The following is a 20,332-nucleotide window of genomic DNA, read 5'->3' as shown; positions in this document are numbered from 1 at the left end:
GACTTCAACACATTCAACACAGAGACATCGTGACGCAATCCGCCGATTCCACTTCCCGCTTTCCCGTCGCGTCGTACCAGGATGTGCGCGCACGCCTGCTTGCCCGTGACGAGATCGCGCTGATCGACGTACGCGAGGAAGATCCGTACGCGCAGGGCCACCCGCTGTGGGCCGCCAACTTTCCGCTGTCGAAACTCGAACTCGACGCGTGGACGCGGATTCCGCGCCGCGACACGCCGATCGTCGTGTTCGGCGAAGCGGGTGGCGAGGATCTCGCGCCGCGCGCGGCCGCGAAGCTCGCGCAACTCGGCTACACCGACGTGCGGCTGCTCGACGGCGGCCTCGCGGGCTGGCTCGCCGCGGGCGGCGAACTGTTCATCGACGTGAACGTGCCGAGCAAGTCGTTCGGCGAATGGGTCGAGGCCGAACGGCATACGCCGTCGTTGTCCGCGCAGGAGGTGCAGGCGCTGATCGACGCGAAGGCCGATGTCGTGATCGTCGACGCGCGCCGTTTCGACGAATACCAGACGATGAACATCCCGACCTCGACGAGCGTGCCGGGCGCGGAACTCGTGCTGCGCGTGCGCGCGCTTGCGCCGAACCCGGCGACGCAGGTCGTCGTCAACTGCGCGGGCCGCACGCGCAGCATCATCGGCACGCAGTCGCTCGTCAACGCGGGGCTGCCGAATCCGGTCGCGGCGCTGCGCAACGGCACGATCGGCTGGACGCTCGCGGGCCAGACGCTCGAGCGGGGTGCCGCACGACGCTTTCCGGATGACATCAACGCAACGCAGCGTGCCGACGCACGTCATGCGGCGCGCGCGGTGGCCGAACGGGCGGGCGTGCCGCGCATCGCACTCGTGGACGTCGCCGCGCTCGACGAACCCGGCCGCACGCTGTACCGCTTCGACGTGCGCACGCCGGAGGAATACGAAGCCGGCCATCTGCCGGGCTTCCTGAGCACGCCGGGCGGCCAGCTCGTGCAGGAGACCGACCATCACGCGGCCGTGCGCGGCGCGCGGATCGTACTTGCCGACGACGACGGCGTGCGCGCCGACATGACCGCGTCGTGGCTCGCGCAAATGGGCTGGGACGTGCGTGTCGTCGAACCGGCTGGCGCGACGGCGTTCGGCGAGCGCGGCCAGCCGCCGCGCGACGTGCCGGTGACGCCGGCCGTGACCGACGTATCGCCCGCGACGCTCGCGGGCTGGCTGAAGGAGGCGGCGCCCGGCGAGCTGGCGATCGTCGACGTGACGGCCAGCGTGAACTACGTGAAGCGCCATATCCCGGGCGCGTGGTTCGCCGTGCGCGCGCAGTTGCGCGACGCGCTCGCGGCGATTCCGGCCGCGAAGCGCTATGTGTTCACGTGCGGGTCGAGCCTGCTGGCGCGGTTTGCGGCGGACGACGCGCGTGCGCTGCTGCCCGCTTCGGCCGACATCTCGGTGCTGACCGGCGGCACGGCCGCCTGGATCGCGGCCGGGCTGCCGCTCGAAAGCGGCGAGACGCATCTCGCGTCACCGCGTGTCGATCGCTACCGGCGGCCGTACGAGGGCACCGACAACGCGGCGGCCGCGATGCAGGCGTATCTCGACTGGGAATACGGACTGGTCGACCAGTTGAAGCGGGACGGCACCCATCACTTCAACGTGATCTGACCGAAGCGGTGCGACCGGGCGCGGCGTGTCGTGCGTCGCGCCCGGTCAGCGTGCGTGTTAGCGCTTGAACGTATCGACTGCCGTGCGGCCGACGGCCGGATCGTCGGTGAAGAACCCGTCGATGCCCGCGCGCAGGTACGCCTGGATCTCGCGCACCGAGCCGGCCGTGTTGCGCGTGGCCGCCGTGCCGCCGTCCTTCAACGACGCGGGCAGGAAGTTGTTCTCCGGGCGGAACGTGTACGGATGCACGACGAGGCCGGCCTCGTGTGCGTAGCGCACGTACGGCGTCGGCTGCTGCAGCGTGCCGTCCGCGGCGACCGTGATGATCGACGTCTTGTACGGGCCGACGCCGTTCGCATAGGTCGCGATCTCGCGCATGCCGTCACGCGTCGACAGGTCGCCGTAGGTGCGCTTGTCGTTCGCCTTCACGAAGTCGTACGGGCGCTGGCCGGCTTCGTCCATTAGCTGCACGAGCTTCCAGTTCGGCTGGCTCGACTTGATCCGGTTGCGGATCGTCTTCAGGTTCGCGACCTCGAACGACTGGATGTAGACGGTCGCCGTGCGTGCCGTGTACGAATCCTTCAGCAGCGCATCGACGAGACGGTCCTCGAGCGGCAGGCCGATCGACTGGAAGTAGGTCGGATGCTTGGTTTCCGGATACAGGTGGATCGTGCGGCCGGTCTGCGCGGACATCTGCTTCGCGAGCGCGACGATCTCGTCGAACGTCGGAATCTCGAACTGGTCGTTGTACGCGGTGTTCGCGGGGCGGACCTGCGGAATGCGCTCGCGGGCGCGCAGCGTCTTCAGCTCGGCGAGCGTGAAATCCTCGGTGAACCAGCCCGTCAGCTCCGCGCCGTCGATCGTCCTGGTCGCCTTGCGGCTCGCGAACTGCGGCAGCGTCGACACGTTCGTCGTGCCCGAGATTTCGTTCTCGTGACGCGCGACGAGCACGCCGTCGCGGGTCGACACGAGATCGGGCTCGATCACGTCCGCGCCGTCCTCGATCGCCTTGCGGTACGACGCGAGGGTGTGTTCGGGGCGCAGCGCGCTCGCGCCGCGATGGCCGACCACCTGGACCTTTGCGGAAATCGGCTGGGTGGGATCGGACGCGACGTCGTCGTCGCCGCCGCACGCGGCGAGCAGGAACGCGGCGGCACAGGCGAACGGGACGTAGCGCAGGGAGGTCGGGCGCTTGAAGAGCATGTCGATGAACCTTTGAAACGAGAGTCGGAAAGGGGCGGTCGCTCCGGCGGTGCGGCTGTCGTGCCGTGTCGCACGGAGTCGAATGGGACGCGATCGTCGCACCGAATAATTACATATGTATTACTTGCGCCTTTCCATTTCGTATTTCTAGGGCGCGATGCGCGCGGCAGCCGGTTGACGGCGGCCCGATGTGTGACGCATTCCGGCCATCTCGGGCAGGCTGTGCGCCGGATGCACTAAACTTGCGGGAATTTTGCATCGCCGCGCCGGGGCCGACGCCCGCCTGGTGCGACGATGCGGCGACTCGCGGGCCGGCGCGGGCGCCCGGCGCCCGTGTGCGTCCGGGGCCCGCGCCGGCCGATTTTTCCCGACCCATGACGACTCGAACCGATTCCGCCTACCTGCTCGGCGACCTGCTGAAGAACGTTTCCCGCTCCTTTTACCTGACGCTGCGCGTGCTGCCCGACGGCATGCGCGACCCGGTCGGCCTTGCGTACCTGCTCGCGCGCGCGGCCGACACGATCGCCGACACGGCGCTCGTCGCGCCCGATCGCCGGGCGGCGTTGCTGACCGAGCTGCGCGACGAGGTCGAGCAACTCGGCGACGGCGTCGCGCTGTCGCGTGCGCTCGAAGACGTGACGCGGATGCAGACCGATTCGCACGAACACGTGCTGCTCGGCTCGATGGCGCCGATGCTCGCACTGCTGCGCGCGCAGCCGGACGCCGATCGCGCATCGATCCGCAAGGTCGTCGCGACGCTGACGGCGGGGATGGTATTCGACCTGCGCACATTCCCCGACGAGCAATCGGGGCAGGTCGCGTCGCTGCCGACGCGCGACGAACTCGACCGCTACACGTATCTCGTCGCCGGCTGCGTGGGCGAGTTCTGGACCGACATGACGGGCATGCACACGCCGGCCGCGCGCGGCTGGAACCTGCCTGACATGGGCGAGAAGGGCATCCGCTTCGGCAAGGCGCTGCAGATGACCAACATCCTGCGCGACTGCGCGAAGGATCTGCGCATCGGCCGCTGCTACCTGCCCGACGACGTGCTGGGCGCGCACGGGCTCGGCGTCGCCGACCTGATGTCGCCCGATGCGTCGGCGCGTGCACGCGGCGTGCTGGTCGACCTGCTGCGCGTGACGCTGGACCAGTATCGCGACGCGTGCCTGTATACGCTCGCGATCCCGCGCCGCTTCGTGCGGCTGCGGCTCGCGTGCCTGTGGCCGATCATGATCGGCCTCGAAACGCTGGAGCTGCTGGCCGGTCACGCGGCGTGGCTCGATCCGGCGAAGCCGGCCAAGGTGCCGAGAAAACGCATCTACCGGATCATGGCGTCGTCGCTCGCGCTGGTCGGCTCGAATGCGGCGATTCGCGCGCGCATGACCGCGCTCGCCGATGCCGTGAGCGCGCATCTCGTGCAGCCGCCCACGCGCTGAAGTGCACTGAACGACGCCGGCACGACAGGCGCCGGCGTCACCCATCGGCCCGCGTTCGCCGGGCCATCTCCCTGGCATCGACTAAAAACGTTTTCATTATTTCGTTTCGCGAAACGTGGGTGTCATGAACGTCAGCGATCCTTCGCGGCGGCGTGAATCGTGGCGTCAGCCGCGGTCGCGCATTTGTAAGATGTATTTCGTCGAAGGCATCTGACGACATCCGACGGTCGCGTTGCACCCGTAAAAATGTAAAGCTAGGGTTTTCACCGGTAAATGCCGGAAAGGCCCGCCGCGTAAGCGTTTCAAGGTGTTATGTAACCGTTTGGTGAACCCGTGCGTTGCGTCGATCATACGATGACCGACTGCACATATTGGGAAACAATTGGTAATCCGTCAGAATCGCGTCGGCATGTACTCGCACATGTGTCAGTCATAAAACCACACCAGAAAAGAAACATTCTTTGAGGACGGAGAATCAATGAAAAAGCGCGTCGCTGTTGCCATGACGGCAGCTGGCCTTGCAGCCGCTACCGCCGCCCACGCTCAAAGCAGCGTGACCCTGTACGGTATCGTCGATAACGGTATCGCTTGGCAGAACAACTCGTCGGGCACGGGTGCGACCTCGGGTGGTCACTCGAAGGTGCAGATGTCCACCGGCGTGTGGGCAGGCAGCCGCTTCGGCCTGAAGGGCAGCGAAGATCTCGGCGGCGGCACGAAGGCGATTTTCCAGTTGGAAGCCGGCGTCAACACGGCTAACGGCTCGTCGCAGTGGACCAACGGCATCTTCACGCGTCAGGCATGGGTCGGTATGACCAACGCCACGTACGGTACGCTGACGGCCGGCCGCCAGTACACCGCGTACTACACGCTGCTGTCGCCGTACAGCCCGACGACCTGGCTGACGGGTTACTACGGCGCGCACCCGGGCGACATCGATTCGCTGGATACCAGCTACCGCGCGAACAACTCGCTCGTCTACATGTCGCCGAAGTTCTACGGCTTCACGGTCGGCGGTTCGTACTCGTTCGGCGGCGTCGCAGGCGCGACGAACCGTGGCTCGACGTGGAGCGCGGCGATCCAGTACCTGAACGGCCCGGCAGGCATCGCGGTCGGCTATCAGAAGGTCAACAACTCGACGCTCGGCGGCGGCCTTTGGGGCGCGAATTCGACGGTGCAGAACGGTTTGAATACGGCCGGCACCAACGGCGTCGAACCGGCAGTGTCGTCGATCAACAACGGCTACCAGTACGCGCAGTCGCAGCAGCGTATCGCCGTGACGGCTGGCTACCAGTTCACCCCGTCGTGGGACATTTCGGCTTCGTACTCGAACGTTCAGTACATCCCGGGTACGGGTTCGGGTTTCAAGAACACGGCGATCTTCAACACGGCAGGCGCAGTGCTGCACTGGAAGGCGTCGGCTCAGTGGGACTTCGCGGCGGGCTATTCGTACACGGCGGCAACGCAGTCGAACGGTATCGCGAGCTCGGCCAAGTACCACCAGGTCACGGTGTCGCAGTACTACAGCCTGTCGAAGCGCACGGGCCTGTACGCAGTTGAAGCTTGGCAGCACGCAAGCGGCAACACGCTGACCCCGACCGGCGGCATCCAGGCAGCAACGACCTCGATCGGCGACGGCGTGGGCGCAGGTTCGAAGCAGAACCAGATCGCTGCCGGCGTCGGCATGATCCACCGCTTCTGATGTCGCGCGGCGCGCGAGCGCCGCTTACGACATGCGGTATGAAGAAACCGGCCTTCGGGCCGGTTTTTTATTGGCGGTACGCGTTGTACGTGGTGCGGGTTCCGTCACCGGCGGGCATCGAATGGAAGCGGGCGGCGACCGCAGTCGAGCCTGACAGGCGCGCCGCATCCTGCGATGCGTGGCGTGCAGGCAGGCACCGTTCGGCCAGTGTCAACGCCGTTCTGCCCGTCACTGCGCAGCCTCATCCGTCCAGCTTCCCGCCAGCGCCTGGAACAGCGCCGCCGTATCGGCAAGCCGGTCGGCCTGCGCCCGGGTACGGTCGAGCGCCGTCTGCAGCGTCTGCCGCTGCGCGTCGAGCAGGTCGAACGTGCTGATCCCGCCCACTGCGTAGCGGTCGCCGGCAATCCTGTTGCTTGCCGCCGCTTCCTGCGCGGCGGTGTCTCTCGCCTGCAGTTCGGCTGCGTCGTGTTCGACCGCGCGCATCGCGCCGGCCACCTGCTGCAGCGCTTCGAGCACGGTTTCCCGGTAACTCGCGAACGCGGCGTCGTACGCTGCTTCGGCCGCCCGTTTTTTCGCGCGCAGTTCACCGCCGTGAAAGAGCGGTTGCGTCAGGCCGAGGCCGACGTTCCACACATTGAGCCCGCTCACGAGATCCGCGATGCGTGTGCGCTCCGAGCCGATTCCCGCCGAAATCGACAAGCGCGGATACAGGTTCGCGGCGGCCACGCCGACGTTCGCGCTCGCCTGGTGCAGCACGGCTTCGGCTGCGCGGATGTCGGGTCGCTCTCGCGCGAGCGTCGAAGGCAGCGCGACGGGCAGCGTGCGAGGCAGCGCGAGCGCATCGAGCGTGAGGTCGGGCAGCAGCGCGTCGGACGGTGGCGCGCCGAGCAGGATCGCGAGCCGGTGGCCGGACTGCGCGAGGCGGGCCGCGAGCGGCGGCAGCGACGCCTGCGTCTGCGCGAGCAGCGCGCGCTGCGCATGTACATCGGCCTGCGATACGCCCCCCGCCGCGAAACGCGCTTCGACGATGCGCAACTGCTGCGTCTGCGCGTCGATCAGCTGCCGCGTGAGCGCGACCTGTTGCGCGAGCGACGCACGCAGGATCGCGGTGGCGACGACGTTGCCCGCGAGCGTCAGGCGCGCGGCGTCGAGCGTGTACGCCTGGTAGTCGACCTGCGCGCGCAGCGCCTCGAGCGCGCGCCGGTTGCCGCCGAACACGTCGAGCACGTACGACACGCTCACCGACGCGTCATAAAGCGTGAACGGCCCCGGGCTGGGCACGCTGGCGGGCAGGCCGAACGCGGTCGTGTCGACCTGCTCGCGCGTGGCGGACAGGCTCGCATCGACTTTCGGCAACATCGTCGCGCCGGCTTCGGCTGCATGGTTCTGCCGCGCTTCGTCGAGCCGCGCGCGGGCCTCGGCAAGCGTCGGGCTGTTCCGCCACGCGGTATCGACGAGCCGGTTCAGCAGTTCGGAGCCGAACTGCGTCCACCAGTGCTGCGGGGTGTGCCCGGCCGATGCGAACGTCTGACCGTCGCCTGCCGGGCCGGTGGCGGTGGCCGTTGTCGCTGGCGGGTCGCCGCGCGTGTAGCGCTGCGTGGCGGGCGCGTCCGGCGCGTGGAAATCCGGCCCGACCGCGCATCCGGCGACGAGCAGTGCGACGAGCAGCGCGGCGGCGGCCAGCGTGCAGCCGCGGGCGGCGAGGGCGGGGCGACGCGAAGCCGGTTTCATCGTGCGGGGCCTAGTCGAGCGTACGCCGGTAGAAGCGCAACGCGATGCCCATCACGACGACGGTGAACAGCGCGACCGGCCACACGGATGGCCACAGGTCGCTCCAGCCGTTGCCTTTCAGCAGGATGCCGCGCACGAGGCGGTTGAAGTAGGTGAGCGGCAGCAGGTTGCCGACGAACTGCGCCCACTTCGGCATCCCGGCGAACGGGAACATGAAGCCCGACAGCAGGATGTTCGGCAGGAAGTAAAACACCGCGAGCTGCATCGCCTGCAACTGGTTCTGCGCGAGCGACGACAGCGTGATGCCGACGGTCAGGTTCGCGGCGATGAACAGCAGCGCGGACAGGTAGATCGCGAGCACGCCGCCGACGAACGGCACCTCGAACACGAAGCGGGCGGCCGCGAGAATGATCGACACCTGGATCAGCCCGATCAGCACGTACGGGACGATCTTGCCCGTCATCACCTCGAGCGGCCGCACGGGCGTCGCGAGCAGGTTCTCCATCGTGCCGCGCTCTCGTTCGCGCGTGATCGCGAGGCCCGTCATCATCACCATCGTCATCGTCAGGATCACGCCCATCAGGCCTGGCACGACGTTGTATTGCGTGATGCCCTCGGGGTTGTACAGCCGGTGCAGCACGACGTCGAACGCGGCCGGGCGGCCGTTCAGGTGGGCGAGCGGGCCGGTCAGGTCCTTGTCCGCGACCGGCTGTACGAGGCCGGACAGCGCGCCGATCGCCGACGCAGTCGCGACGGGATCGGTCGCGTCCGCCTCGACGAGCAGCGACGGACGTTCGCCGCGCAGCAGCCGGCGCGAGAAATCGGCCGGCACGCTCAGGACGAACAGCACGTCGCCGCGTGCGAGTGCACGCTGGCCGGCCGCTTCGTCGGGCAGCGTCTCGACGATGTCGAAGTACGCGGAATTGCGCATCGCGGCGACGAAGCTCCGCGCGAACGGGCTCGCGTCGGCGACGATCACCGCGGTCGGCAGGTGTTTCGGATCGGTGTTGATCGCGAAGCCGAACAGCGAGAGCTGGATGATCGGCACGCCGACGATCATCGCGAACGTCACGCGGTCGCGGCGCAACTGCAGGAATTCCTTCAGCACGATGCTCCACCAGCGCGCGACCGAGAACGCATCGCGCAAGCGCGCCCACGCGTTCATGACGACGCTCCGCCGGGCGGCGCGGATGCGCGGCCCATCATGTAGATGAAGACGTCCTCGAGCCCGGTGTCGATCGGCGTGACCTGCAGCGCGGCATGCCCGCCGGCCTGCGCCGCGACCTGTGCGAGCGTCGCGTCGAGCCGCGCGTGATCGCGGCCGCTCACATGCAGCGCCGAACCGAACACGACCGTCTGGTCGATGCCTGGCATCTCGCGCAGCCGGGCAGACAGTTCGGCCAGGCGCTCGCCGGTGATCGCGCGGGTCGCGAGCCCCTGCGACGCGACGATCTCCGCCGACGTGCCCTGCGCGAGCAGCTCGCCATACGCGATGTACGCGAGCTTGTGGCAACGTTCGGCTTCGTCCATGTAGTGCGTGCTGACGAGCACCGAGATCCCCTGTGCGGCCAGCCGGTGCAGTTCTTCCCAGAAGTCGCGGCGCGCGGCCGGATCGACGCCGGCTGTGGGTTCGTCGAGCAGCAGCAGGGCCGGCTCGTGCAGCATGCAGGCGGCCAGCGCGAGGCGCTGCTTCCAGCCGCCCGACAGCGCGCCCGTGAGCTGGTCCGCGCGGCTCGCGAGGCCGAGCCCGTCGAGTGCGCGCGCGACGGCCGCCTTGCGGTCGGGCATCCCGTACACGCGCGCGACGAAGTCGAGGTTCTCGCGGATCGACAGGTCTTCCCAGTACGAGAAGCGCTGCGTCATGTAGCCGACGCGCCGCTTGATCTGCGCGCTGTCGCGCACGATGTCGTAGCCGAGGCAGGTGCCGCTGCCCGAGTCGGGCGTGAGCAACCCGCACATCATCCGGATCGACGTGGTCTTGCCGCTGCCGTTCGGCCCGAGAAAGCCGAAGATCTCGCCGCGCGCGACGCGCAGCGACACGTCCTTCACGACATGCTTGTCGCCGAAACGCTTGTTCAGTCGATCGACGTCGATCGCGTACGGTGCGGGCGGCGCGTTCACGGCACCCTCACGGCGACGGGCTGGCCCGGATGCAGCTTCGGCGCGTCGGCGACGGCCGGGCGCGCCTCGACCATGAACACGAGCTTGGTCCGGCTCTCGTTGCTGTAGATCACGGGCGGCGTGTATTCGGCCTCGCTCGACACGTAGGTGATGCGCGCGGGCACGTCGGCCGCACAGCCGTCGCAGTGAATCTCGACGGTGCGGCCCGGTGCGAGCGATGCGATGGCGGCCTCGGGCACGAAGAAGCGCACCTTCAGGTTTTGCGGCGGCAGCATCTGCACGACCGGATTGCCGGCCTGCACCCATTCGCCGACGCGATACAGCGTGTCGTACACGCGCCCGGCGGCGGGCGCGGCGACGCGCTTCTGGTCGAGTTTCCACTGCGCTTCGGCCACGGCCGCCTGCGCGGCGTCGACCTGCGCGGCCTGCGCGGAGACCTGCTGCGCGCGGCCCGGCAGGCGCGCGACGTCGACCTGTTTCTGCAGTTCGCGCATCTGCGCGGCGGTGGTTTGCGCGGACGTGCGCGAATCGTCGAGTTGCTGCTTCGACAGGCCGCCGGCCGCGTACTGGCGTTCGTCGCGCGCGAGTTGCGCGCCCGCCCGCGCAGCCTGCGCGGTAGCCTGGGCGAGCTGCGCCTGCGTGACGGCGATTTCCGGCGGGCGCTTGCCCGTCTGCAGGTCGGCAAGCTGCGCGCGGGCGGCCGCGAGCTGGTGCTGTGCCTGCAGCAGCGCGGCGGTTTCGCTGACGGACTCGAGCGAGAAGGCCGGCGCGCCGGCGGTGAGAGTCTGGCCGCGTGCGACCGGCAACTGCGTCAGCGTGCCCGATTGTGACGACGACAGGTACACGAATTCGCCTTCGACGTAGCCCTGGTAGGTCGTGCCGTTGCCGGCCGGCCGTCCGCAGCCGGCGAGCAGCGCGACCGCGGCGGCCAGCGCCAGCGACAGTGCGCGGGCCGGGTTCATGACGGCCTCCGTGGCGAGCGGGCCCGCACGCGACGCGCGGTGGCCGGCGGCTGCATGCCCGAACCGAGCAGCGCGCGGACGTGGCGGTGCAGCACGTCGCGGTCGATCGGCGGCAGGCCGCGTGCGCTTTGCCACAGTTTCGCGGTCGCGAGCGGCAGCATTACCAGCGCGATGATCGAATGGAACAGGAACGTTGGTTCGAGCGCAGGGTTCAGCGTGCCGGCCTGCTGCGCGCCGCGGATGCGTTCGGCGAAGCGCCCGACATGGTCGAGCGGAATGCGCCGGACCATCCGTTCGCGCAGCAGCCCGCCTTCGTGGACGATTTCGCGCAGCCAGATCGACGGCAGCCACGGCATGCGGCGCGTGACGTCGAAGAAGCGGTCGACGAGTTCGCTGACGAGCGCGAACGGATCGTTTTCGATCTGCGGCTCGGTCGGCCGCCACACGAACGCGATGGCTTGTGCGAGCCGTTCCTCGACGATCGCGTCGAGCAACTGCTCGCGATTCGTGAAGTAGTAGTGGACCATCGCCGACGTGACGCCTGCTGCAGCGGCGATCTGCGCGACCGTCGTCGCGGCGATGCCGCGCTCGGCGAACAACTGCATCGCGACGTCGAGCATGTGGTCGCGCAGGTCGAAATCGTCCACCGACGGGCGGCGCCCGCGCGGCCTGGCGATGGTGGATTTCGCGTTCATGAAATCGACGCTAATTGATGAGTTAGTTAATTTCAAGGAAGGGTTTTCGACCGAGTTGATCTCGATCAGGCGAGCGTCGAATGGTGACGCGGGCGGGAAGAGATGCGACGCGGCGCGGTGCAGCAAGCCGGCAGCGGAGTGTAGGGAGCGGCTAATGGGGAAACGGCGGGGATACGGGGATGGAAGCGGCGGTGTAAACGCCGAAGGAAAACCGGCGGGGGCGGCGGGGCCAAAGCATGAAACCGGCTGGAACCCGCTCGCGAAGGGGGCGCGTGCGTCGACAATGGCACGCGCCCCGGAAAGCGCTTACTGATCGATCGGCGACGTCAGCGGCACGTGTTCGCCGGTCAGGCCGAACACGACGAGCTGCGCGGGCTCGGTCGCGCTCGCGTTGCGCGACACCTGGTGGCGCGAGCCGGGCGCCTCGTACCAGCCTTCGCCGGCGCGGTAGCGGTGCAGCGGGCCGCCGTTCACCTGCGACAGCACTTCGCCTTTCGACACGACCGCGAACACCGAGCCGAGGTGCCGATGGGCTTCGGAAGCCTGGCCGGGCGCATAGTCGACGGTCGCGACGACCGCGAGCTTGCCGGGCGCTTCGGGCACGGCCTGCTGCATGATCGTGTGCACGTTGTCGCCGGTGTCGTGCGCACGGGCAGCGGCCGGCAGCAGCGTGAAACCGGCCGCGAGCCATATGCCGAGGGTGGCGCGACGGAGCGTAGCGTAGGTCATCGTCGCCTCCTTACTCGGGCATCTTGCGGAACGCGATCGCGAAGCGATTCCACGAGTTGATGGTCGCGATCAGCATCGACAGGTCGAACAGCTCTTCGTCGGTGAAGTGCGGCTTCACGGCTTCCCAGACGGCGTCGGGCACATGGTTGCTGGCGACCAGCGTCAGCGCCTCGGTCCATTCCAGCGCCGCGCGTTCGCGCTCCGTGAAGAACGGCGTCTCGCGCCACGTGACGACGGTGGCCAGGCGGCGGTCGGTCTCGCCGCCCTTGCGTGCGTCGGTCGTGTGCATGTCGACGCAGAACGCGCAGCCGTTGATCTGCGACGCGCGCAGGCGGACGAGTTCGGCGAGCGGCTTCTCGATCGAGCTCTTCGCGAGGAATTCCTCGGCGTTGCGCATCACCTTGATCGCATTCGGGCTGGCGGCATAGAAATTCAGGCGCGGTTGCATGACAGGTCCTCTTTCGGTTGGAGCGCACGGTGGCGCGACAGGACCCACTTTAAGACGCATGCTGGCCTGCTTGAATGGCCAATTTCCGGAAAATTCAGGTAACCAGTGCCGAACCGCCGAGGGTGCCCGAACCCAGCAGGCCGGCCAGCTTCGCGAGCGCCGTGTCGATGCGCAGCGCGTCGATCCCGCCATAGCCGAACAGCAGCCCCGCACTGACCGGCACGCCGACGTGGAATGCCGAGATGCCGTACAGGCCGATGTCCTGCGCGCGGGCCGCGCGGACGAGCGCCGCCTCGTCGAGCCCCGGCTTCAGGCGGGCGGCGAGGTGGATGCCGGCGGTCGGCACGATCGCGTCGAACCACGGCGCGAGTTCGCCGCGCAGATGCGCGATCAGCATCTTGCGGCGCGCATCGTAGTGCTTCTGTACGCGCTTCAGGTGCCGTGCGAAGTCGCCTTCGAGCATGAAGCGTGCGAGCGCCGCCTGCGTCAGCGTGCAGGTGTGCCAGTCGACGATCTGCTTCGCCTTGGCCAGCGCGCCGCGCAGCGCGCGCGGCGGAATCGCGTAACCGATCCGCAATTCGGGAAAGATCGTCTTCGAGAACGTGCCGACGTACGCGACGAGGCCCGTGCGGTCGAGGCTCTTTAGCGATTCGACCGGGCGGCCTTCGAAGCGGAACTCGCCGTCGTAATCGTCCTCGATGATCACCGCGCGGCGGCGCTGCGCCCATTCGAGCAGCGCGACGCGCCGGTCCAGCGTCATCGGCATCCCGAGCGGGAACTGATGCGACGGTGTCACGTAGACCAGCCGGGCTTCGTCGGGCAGCCGTTCGGTGACGAGGCCGTGCGCGTCGACCGGCACGCCGATCACCGTCGCACCGAGCGACGCGAACGCGGCACGCGCGGGCGGATAGCCGGGATCCTCGACCGCGACCACATCGCCGGGCCGCACGACGACGCGGGCGAGCAGGTCGAGCGCCTGTTGCGCGCCTTGCGTGACGAGCACGTCGTCCCAGCCGCACGCGACCGCGCGGCTGAACGCGACGTAGCGCGCGATCGCGCCGCGCAACTGCGGATCGCCGGCCGGGTCGTGATACTGGGCGGGGCCGCGCATCTGCTGGCGCAGCGCGTGATGCAGGCAGCGCCGCCACGCGTCGAACGGGAACAGCGTCTTGTCGGTCACGCCGCCGCGGAAGTCGAAACCGGGCGAATCCTGCGGCGTGGGCATCGCGAGCGCGTCGGGCAGGTCGTTCCACAGCGCGCGCGCATCGACCGCGTCGACGCGCGGCGTGCCGTCGACGAGCGACGGCGCCGACATGGCTGCGGCGTGCGGCACGCGCGCGAGGCCGTCCGCGACGAACGTGCCGTCGCCCGCGCGCGTATTCAGGTAGCCCTCGGCGACCAGACGCTCGAACGCGTCGAGCGTCGTCTTGCGCGATACGCCGAGCTGTTTCGCGAGGTCGCGCGTCGACGGCAGCCGCGCGCCGCCCGCGAGACGCCCGTCGACGATCGCGGTGCGCAGTTGCCGGAAGATCTGCCCCGTCAGGTCGTGACGGCCTTCGATACGGATGGCGATGTCCATCGCAGTGGTTACCTCGATTGCTGGAATTTCACGTCGATCAGCATACCGGAAGCCGACCGCGCCGGCGGGGCGGACCGACCGAGCGGGACACACCCGTGACGGGCGCTATTGGCCCGCATCGCCCGATTGGACCGCGGCCCGCCGCTGCCTTACGATCCACGACAACCCCACACCGGAGCGTGCCCATGCTGTCCGAAGACGAACTTGCGCTGCTCGACGCGATCCGCGCCACCGGCAGCCTGTCGCGCGCGGCCGCGCGGCTCGGCAAGGCGCCGTCGACGGTGTCGCACGCGGCGCGCCAGCTCGAAACGCGCTTCGACGCGCTGCTGTTCGACCGGCGCGGCTACCGGCTGCAGCTCACGCCGGCCGGACAGTTGCTGACCGACGAGGCGGCACGGCTGGCACTGGACGTCGCGCGGCTGACGCAGCGCGTGCGGCAGGTCGCGAGCGGCTGGGAAGACCGGCTGTGGATCGTCAGCGACGAGGTGCTGGAGTTCGACACGCTGCTGCCGGTCGTCCACGCGTTCGATGCGCTCGACTCGGGCGTGTCGTTGCGTTTCACGCACGAAGTGCTCGGTGGGACCTGGGAAGCACTGCGCGACGGCCGCGCGGATCTGGTGGTCGGCGCGACCAACGAGCCGCCGGCGATTCCCGGCTTCAAGTGGTTCGAGCTGGGGGCGATGGAGTGGGTGTTCGCGGTGTCGCCGCGCCATCCGCTGGCCGCCGCGCGCGGCGCGCTGACGCGGGATGCGATCGGCGCGCACCGGGCGGTCGTCGTCGCCGATTCGTCGCGTCGCGCGACCGGCCGCGCGTATGGCCTGCTCGGCGGACAGGCCGTGCTGGCGGTGCCGTCGATGCGCGCGAAGATCCTCGCGCAGCGCGACGGGCTCGGCGTCGGCTGGGTGCCGCGCCGGCGTGTGGCGTCGCTGCTCGCGCGCGGCGAACTCGTCGAAAAACAGACGGCCGATCCGCGCGAGCCGAACCTGCTGTATGTCGCGTGGCACGGCGACCGGGACGGCCGTGCGCTGCAATGGTGGCTCGAGCAATTGCGCGAACCGAGGCTCGCGCAGCGCCTGCTCGACGGCATCGACGTGGCCGGCTGACGCGGCGGGGAACCGGGCAATCGAACCCGTCCGTTCAAACACGTTCGACAATTTCGAACGTGTTCGTCGCGCACGTCGTACGGCAAGGCCGGGCGCGGCGCGCAATCTGTGTTCACGGTCAACTCACCGGTTCACAGGAGAACATCATGCAACGCTTCGAAGGAAAGACGGTCCTCGTCACGGGCGGCAACAGCGGCATCGGCCTGGCGGCCGCCCAGGCATTCGCGGCCGAAGGCGCGCGCGTCATCATCACCGGGCGCGATGCGCAGACGCTCGAGGCCGCGCGGCAAACGCTCGGCGCAGGCGCGCTCGCGATCCGCAACGAGGCTGGCAGCGTCGCGTCGGCCCGCGCGCTGGCCGATGCGATCGCGTCGGCGGGGGCGCGGCTCGACGCCGTGTTCATCAACGCGGGCGTCGCGAAACTCGCGCCGTTCGCCGACAGCGACGAGGCCATGTGGGATCTCGTGTTCAACACCAACGTGAAGGGCGCGTATTTCCAGATCCAGTCGCTGGTGCCGCTGCTGAACCGCGGCGCGTCGATCGTGATCAACGGCTCGATCAACGCGCACATCGGGATGCCCGGCTCGTCGGTGTACGCGGCGAGCAAGGCGGCCGTCAATTCGTTCGCGAAGACGCTGTCGACGGAACTGCTGCCGCACGGCGTGCGCGTGAACGTCGTGAGCCCGGGGCCCGTGCAGACGCCGCTTTACGGCAAGCTCGGGCTCGATGCGGCCACGCTCGACGAGACGGCCGACAAGATCAAGGGCCTCGTCCCGATCGGCCGGTTCGGCACGCCGGACGAGATCGCGTCGACGGTGCTGCACCTCAGCGCGCCGGAATCCGCGTTCATCGTCGGCGCGGAGATCATCGCGTCGGGCGGGATGGGGTTGCTCTGATCGGCGAGGCCCCGGCGGGGACGGCAGCCGGCCGGCGTTGCGCCGGGCGGGCTGCCCCCGTCACATGCGGACGGGTGGCGCCGCGCATCGCATCTATCGCGCCGCACAGGCGCCAGGCATGTCGCCGCCCGCTGCTGGCGCGCGGGACGCGGTGCGCCGGCTGTCGGGTTAAGGGAACCGGCGCATCGCAATGATCAACGCTTCGCTTGCACTGAATTTCGCCGCGCCACGCCGCGCCGTGCAGGCTATCTGTCAGCGCTGCGCGAAGCCGGCATCGAGCCGAATCCGGCGCGGTTCGTCGAGTGTCCGTTCACGCACGATGGCGTGCGCGAGCATCGGCTCCAGGCGCCGGCAATCGAGGCGGGCGACAGGACGGCCCGGTGCGCGACCAGCCGGCGCAGGGAACGTGAGGGGCGCGAGCGACAGCGAGCACAGACGGATCGCGCACCTCGGGAATGGCCATGACGATCGAAGGGGCGATTCTCCGTTTACTAGACGACCGGTCTAATCAAAAGCTATCATCCGGCCTCATGAATGCGGCGACGTCCGCGGTGCATGCAGCACAGACGCGAAAATGCCATTTCGCGCTGCGATGCTGGTGGTGCAGCGAGACGCCGTCGTTTTATTTTCGAAAGTCCTAGACGACTGGTCTAATAGGCGCATGTCGCATTCGGATACGTGGGTCGCACGATAACGCGTCACAGCTGACTAACCGACAGGCGTGCCGCGCCGGCCGGGTTTTCCGGTTGTGCGGCCCCGTTCCCATCCATTTTCGAAGGAGTGTCCGATCATGAAGATTCTGGTTGTCCTGACCTCGCACGACACGCTCGGCGACACCGGCAAGAAGACCGGCTTCTGGCTGGAGGAACTGGCCGCGCCGTACTACACGTTCAAGGATGCGGGCGTCGAGCTGACGCTCGCATCGCCGAAGGGCGGCCAGCCGCCGCTCGACCCGAAAAGCAACGATCCGACCGCCCAGACCGACGCGACGCGCCGCTTCGAAGCCGATGCGGCGGCCAAGGCCGAACTGGCTTCGACGCGCAAGCTGGCCGACGTGTCCGTGGACGACTACGACGCCGTGTTCTACCCGGGCGGCCATGGCCCGCTGTGGGATCTCGCCGAGGATCTGCATTCGATCGGCCTGATCGAGCGCGCGCTGGCGGCCGGCAAGCCGGTCGCGGCCGTCTGCCACGCGCCGGGCGTGCTGCGTCACGTGAAGAACCCGCAGACCGGCGAATCGGTCGTGCGCGGCAAGCGCGTGACGGGCTTCACCAACAGCGAGGAAGCGGCCGTCGAACTGACCGCAGTCGTGCCGTTCCTCGTCGAAGACATGCTGAAGACCAACGGCGGTGAATTCGAGCGCAGCGCCGACTGGGCGCCGCATGTCGTCACCGACGGGCTGCTGATCACGGGGCAGAACCCCGCGTCATCGGAGCCTGCTGCCGAGGCGCTGCTCGCGCAGCTCGGCCACCGTTAAGCCGATGGCGCCGGCCGGGCCGGCGCCGCACCGTATCCGTCGCCGGGCGCAAGCCGCACGGCGACGCCCCAATCGTTCCGTCGTGCGCACTGCACGGCGCGTTTCCAGTCGTTTTGCAGAACCAAGCAAAGGAGCCGTGGATGTCTGCCCTGTTCGAACCGTTCAAACTCAAGGATGTCACGCTGCGCAACCGCATCGCGGTGCCGCCGATGTGCCAGTACGTCGCCGAGGACGGCGTCGTCAACGACTGGCATCACGTGCATCTGGCCGGCATCGCGCGCGGCGGCGCGGGCCTCGTGATCGCCGAGGCGACGGCCGTGTCGCCGGAAGGGCGCATCACGCCGGGTTGCGCGGGGCTGTGGACCGATGCGCAGGCCGAAGCATTCGCGCCGTCGGTCGCGGCGATCAAGGCGGCCGGCGCGGTGCCCGGCATCCAGCTCGCGCATGCGGGCCGCAAGGCGAGCGCGAATCGTCCGTGGGAAGGCGACGACCATATCGCCGACGGCGATCCGCGCGGCTGGCAGACCATCGCGCCGTCGGCGGTGCCGTTCGGTGCGCATCTGCCGAAGACGCCGCGCGCCATGACGCGCGACGACATCGCTCGCGTGCAGGCCGACTTCGTGGCGTCCGCGAAGCGCGCGCGCGACCTGGGCTTCGAATGGCTCGAACTGCACTTCGCGCATGGCTATCTTGGCCAGAGCTTCTTCTCGGTGCATGCGAACCAGCGCGACGACGAATACGGCGGTTCGGCCGAGAACCGCGGGCGCTTCCTCGTCGAAACGCTGGCGGCCGTTCGCAAGGTGTGGCCCGAGCATCTGCCGCTGACCGCGCGCCTGGGCGTGATCGAATACGACGGCCGCGACGAAGAGACGCTCGCCGAATCGATCGCGCTCACGCAGCGGCTGAAGCAGGAAGGGCTCGACATGCTGAGCGTGTCGGTCGGTTTCTCGACGCCCGCCGCGCAGATTCCGTGGGGCCCGGCGTTCCTCGCGCCGGTCGCCGAGCGCGTGCGCCGCGAGGCCGGGCTGCCGGTGTCGTCCGCGTGGGGGATCGACACGCCGCAACTGGCGAACCGCGTGGTGGCGGAAGAGCAGCTCGATCTCGTGATGGTCGGCCGCGCGCACCTGGCCGACCCGCACTGGCCGTACTACGCGGCCAAGCAGCTCGGTGTCGAGCGTCCGTCGTGGACGCTGCCCGCGCCTTACGCGCACTGGCTCGAGCGTTACCGGACCGCCGACAAGGTGGCCTGAGCGGGCGTGGCACCGGGGCGGCGCGAGCATGACATGCGCCGCCGATCCGGCGCCGATGGATAGAATGGCGGTTCGCGCACGCCGGTGGCTTGCGCGAACCGCCATTTTTTCATTCAGAGGTGCCATGGGCGCACATGTCCCGTCGTCTCACGATCCCGCCGCACGCCCGCGCGTGCAGCAGGTCGCCCGCGCCGTGCTGTATGCGGCGCTGCTGGTGATCGCGCTGTGGGTGATCCACGATTTCATTCCCGCCATCGCGTGGGCCTGCGTGACTGCCATCGCGATGTGGCCGATGCTGAAACGCTTCGAATCGCACCGGCTGTTCCGCAATCGCCCGACGCTCATCGCGCTCGTCATCACGGCGGGGATCTCGTTGCTGGTCGTGCTGCCGGTGGCCGTCGCGGCGACCCAGGCGATCGGGCAGGCGCATGACCTGCGCGAGTGGCTGCGCACGATCCAGGACAACGGCATCCCGGTGCCGGACGTGGTCGGCCGGCTGCCTTATGGCGCTGCGCAGGTCACCGAATGGTGGCAGGCCAACCTTGGCCATCCGCTGCATGCGGCCAGCGCGATGCACGGCGTCAACAGCGAGAAATTCCTGGCGTTCGGCCGGCAGTTCGGCACGAAGCTCGCGCACGCGCTGCTCGAATTCGGCTTCATGCTCGTCACGCTGTTCGTGATCCTGCGCGCCGGCCACAAGCTGTCGGGGGCCTTGCTGCAGGGCGCGCGGCGCGCGTTCGGGCACAACGGCGCGGAGCTGATCGAGCGGATGGTCGCGGCCGTGTTCGGCACGGTGACGGGGCTCGTCGTCGTCGGGCTCGGCGAGGGCGCGCTGCTCGGCGTCGCGTATGCGCTGGCCGGTGTCCCGCATGCGGCACTGCTCGGCCTCGTCACGGCGATCGCTGCGATGCTGCCGTTCTGCGCGCCGGTCGTGTTCTGCGGCGCGGCGCTCTGGCTGTTCGTGCAGGGCGCGACCGTGTGGGCCGTCGCGGTGGCCGTGCTCGGGTTCGTCGTCGTGTTCGTCGCCGAGCACTTCGTGCGGCCGGTGCTGATTGGAAGCTCCGCACGGTTGCCGTTCCTGCTCGTGCTGTTCGGCATCCTCGGCGGCGCCGAGACGTTCGGCCTGATCGGGCTGTTCGTCGGCCCCGCGCTGATGACGGTGCTGACGATGCTGTGGGCCGAATGGATTGCGTGACGAGCGCCGCGCCACCGGTTGACGCCGCGGCGCGGATGCGCGTGCGAACGCGCGGCGGCCGCCGCGACGGGCGGCGAGCGGGCCGGTACACGGTCATGCAATGCAGCGATTGCGATAAAGATCTCTACATTTCTTTTCGATCCGGACCCA

General features: G+C 68.8%; 17 protein-coding genes and 1 pseudogene. 9 read left to right on the top strand and 9 right to left on the bottom strand.

The window, feature by feature from the left end:
* Positions 1-29: 29 nt before the first annotated feature.
* Positions 30-1,655, top strand: coding sequence for a rhodanese-related sulfurtransferase (locus ACPTTF_RS25580; RefSeq protein ID WP_423368728.1), 1,626 nt, complete (start codon positions 30-32; stop codon positions 1,653-1,655).
* Between the two features lie 57 nt (positions 1,656-1,712).
* Here ACPTTF_RS25580 and ACPTTF_RS25575 read toward each other — a convergent pair whose 3' ends face one another.
* A complete protein-coding gene (locus tag ACPTTF_RS25575; protein ID WP_423368727.1) occupies positions 1,713-2,858 on the bottom strand; it encodes a glycerophosphodiester phosphodiesterase in 1,146 nt (381 codons plus the stop codon).
* A 374-nt stretch (positions 2,859-3,232) separates the two neighbouring features.
* Between ACPTTF_RS25575 and ACPTTF_RS25570 the strand changes: the two genes are divergently transcribed.
* On the top strand, positions 3,233-4,297 hold the full coding sequence (locus ACPTTF_RS25570) for a phytoene/squalene synthase family protein (RefSeq protein ID WP_166952989.1): 1,065 nt from the start codon (positions 3,233-3,235) through the stop codon (positions 4,295-4,297).
* A 478-nt stretch (positions 4,298-4,775) separates the two neighbouring features.
* Entirely contained in the window at positions 4,776-5,996 is a 1,221-nt protein-coding gene (locus ACPTTF_RS25565; RefSeq protein WP_423368726.1) for a porin, read from the top strand.
* A 228-nt stretch (positions 5,997-6,224) separates the two neighbouring features.
* Here the strand turns inward: ACPTTF_RS25565 and ACPTTF_RS25560 are convergent, their stop codons facing one another.
* The 8 genes from ACPTTF_RS25560 to ACPTTF_RS25525 all read right to left on the bottom strand — a co-directional run bounded on the left by ACPTTF_RS25560 (position 6,225) and on the right by ACPTTF_RS25525 (position 14,261).
* Positions 6,225-7,727 carry an efflux transporter outer membrane subunit gene (locus tag ACPTTF_RS25560; protein ID WP_423368725.1) on the bottom strand — a complete coding sequence of 501 codons (1,503 nt, stop codon included), beginning with the start codon at positions 7,725-7,727 and terminating at the stop codon, positions 6,225-6,227.
* A 10-nt stretch (positions 7,728-7,737) separates the two neighbouring features.
* Positions 7,738-8,892, bottom strand: a complete 1,155-nt coding sequence (locus ACPTTF_RS25555) for an ABC transporter permease (RefSeq protein WP_423368724.1) — start codon at positions 8,890-8,892, stop codon at positions 7,738-7,740.
* Entirely contained in the window at positions 8,889-9,848 is a 960-nt protein-coding gene (locus ACPTTF_RS25550) for an ABC transporter ATP-binding protein (protein WP_423368723.1), read from the bottom strand. Before ACPTTF_RS25550 ends, ACPTTF_RS25555 begins: the two co-directional genes overlap by 4 nt.
* The gene (locus tag ACPTTF_RS25545; protein ID WP_423368722.1) at positions 9,845-10,810 is read right to left on the bottom strand and encodes an HlyD family secretion protein; all 966 of its coding nucleotides are present in this window, start codon (positions 10,808-10,810) and stop codon (positions 9,845-9,847) included. The genes ACPTTF_RS25550 and ACPTTF_RS25545 overlap by 4 nt, the downstream gene beginning before the upstream one ends.
* The gene (locus tag ACPTTF_RS25540) at positions 10,807-11,505 is read right to left on the bottom strand and encodes a TetR/AcrR family transcriptional regulator (RefSeq protein ID WP_423369877.1); all 699 of its coding nucleotides are present in this window, start codon (positions 11,503-11,505) and stop codon (positions 10,807-10,809) included. The genes ACPTTF_RS25545 and ACPTTF_RS25540 overlap by 4 nt, the downstream gene beginning before the upstream one ends.
* Before the next feature lie 306 nt (positions 11,506-11,811).
* Positions 11,812-12,234 carry a cupin domain-containing protein gene (locus ACPTTF_RS25535; protein WP_423368721.1) on the bottom strand — a complete coding sequence of 141 codons (423 nt, stop codon included), beginning with the start codon at positions 12,232-12,234 and terminating at the stop codon, positions 11,812-11,814.
* Between the two features lie 10 nt (positions 12,235-12,244).
* Positions 12,245-12,682, bottom strand: a complete 438-nt coding sequence (locus ACPTTF_RS25530; protein ID WP_006479143.1) for a carboxymuconolactone decarboxylase family protein — start codon at positions 12,680-12,682, stop codon at positions 12,245-12,247.
* 94 nt (positions 12,683-12,776) lie between these two features.
* Positions 12,777-14,261, bottom strand: a complete 1,485-nt coding sequence (locus tag ACPTTF_RS25525) for a PLP-dependent aminotransferase family protein (protein ID WP_423368720.1) — start codon at positions 14,259-14,261, stop codon at positions 12,777-12,779.
* 185 nt (positions 14,262-14,446) lie between these two features.
* Between ACPTTF_RS25525 and ACPTTF_RS25520 the strand changes: the two genes are divergently transcribed.
* The 6 genes and pseudogenes from ACPTTF_RS25520 to ACPTTF_RS25495 all read left to right on the top strand — a co-directional run bounded on the left by ACPTTF_RS25520 (position 14,447) and on the right by ACPTTF_RS25495 (position 20,182).
* On the top strand, positions 14,447-15,364 hold the full coding sequence (locus ACPTTF_RS25520; RefSeq protein WP_423368719.1) for a LysR family transcriptional regulator: 918 nt from the start codon (positions 14,447-14,449) through the stop codon (positions 15,362-15,364).
* Positions 15,365-15,510: 146 nt separating this feature from the next.
* Positions 15,511-16,260, top strand: coding sequence for an SDR family oxidoreductase (locus ACPTTF_RS25515; protein ID WP_423368718.1), 750 nt, complete (start codon positions 15,511-15,513; stop codon positions 16,258-16,260).
* 172 nt (positions 16,261-16,432) lie between these two features.
* Positions 16,433-16,584: pseudogene (locus ACPTTF_RS25510) on the top strand (LacI family transcriptional regulator); the annotation flags it as partial.
* 466 nt (positions 16,585-17,050) lie between these two features.
* Positions 17,051-17,737, top strand: coding sequence for a type 1 glutamine amidotransferase domain-containing protein (locus ACPTTF_RS25505; RefSeq protein ID WP_423368717.1), 687 nt, complete (start codon positions 17,051-17,053; stop codon positions 17,735-17,737).
* A 140-nt stretch (positions 17,738-17,877) separates the two neighbouring features.
* Positions 17,878-18,987: an NADH:flavin oxidoreductase/NADH oxidase gene (locus tag ACPTTF_RS25500; protein ID WP_423368716.1), complete on the top strand. Its 1,110-nt coding sequence runs from the start codon at positions 17,878-17,880 to the stop codon at positions 18,985-18,987.
* Positions 18,988-19,111: 124 nt separating this feature from the next.
* Positions 19,112-20,182 (top strand): AI-2E family transporter, encoded by a 1,071-nt coding sequence (locus ACPTTF_RS25495; RefSeq protein WP_423368715.1) that lies wholly within the window; start codon positions 19,112-19,114, stop codon positions 20,180-20,182.
* The last annotated feature ends 150 nt before the right edge of the window (positions 20,183-20,332 follow it).

Source organism: Burkholderia crassaminum (genome assembly GCF_964265005.1).
Lineage (GTDB): Bacteria > Pseudomonadota > Gammaproteobacteria > Burkholderiales > Burkholderiaceae > Burkholderia.
The sequence above is the reverse complement of the archived record's forward strand: the minus strand, read 5'-3'. Positions and strand labels throughout refer to the sequence as shown.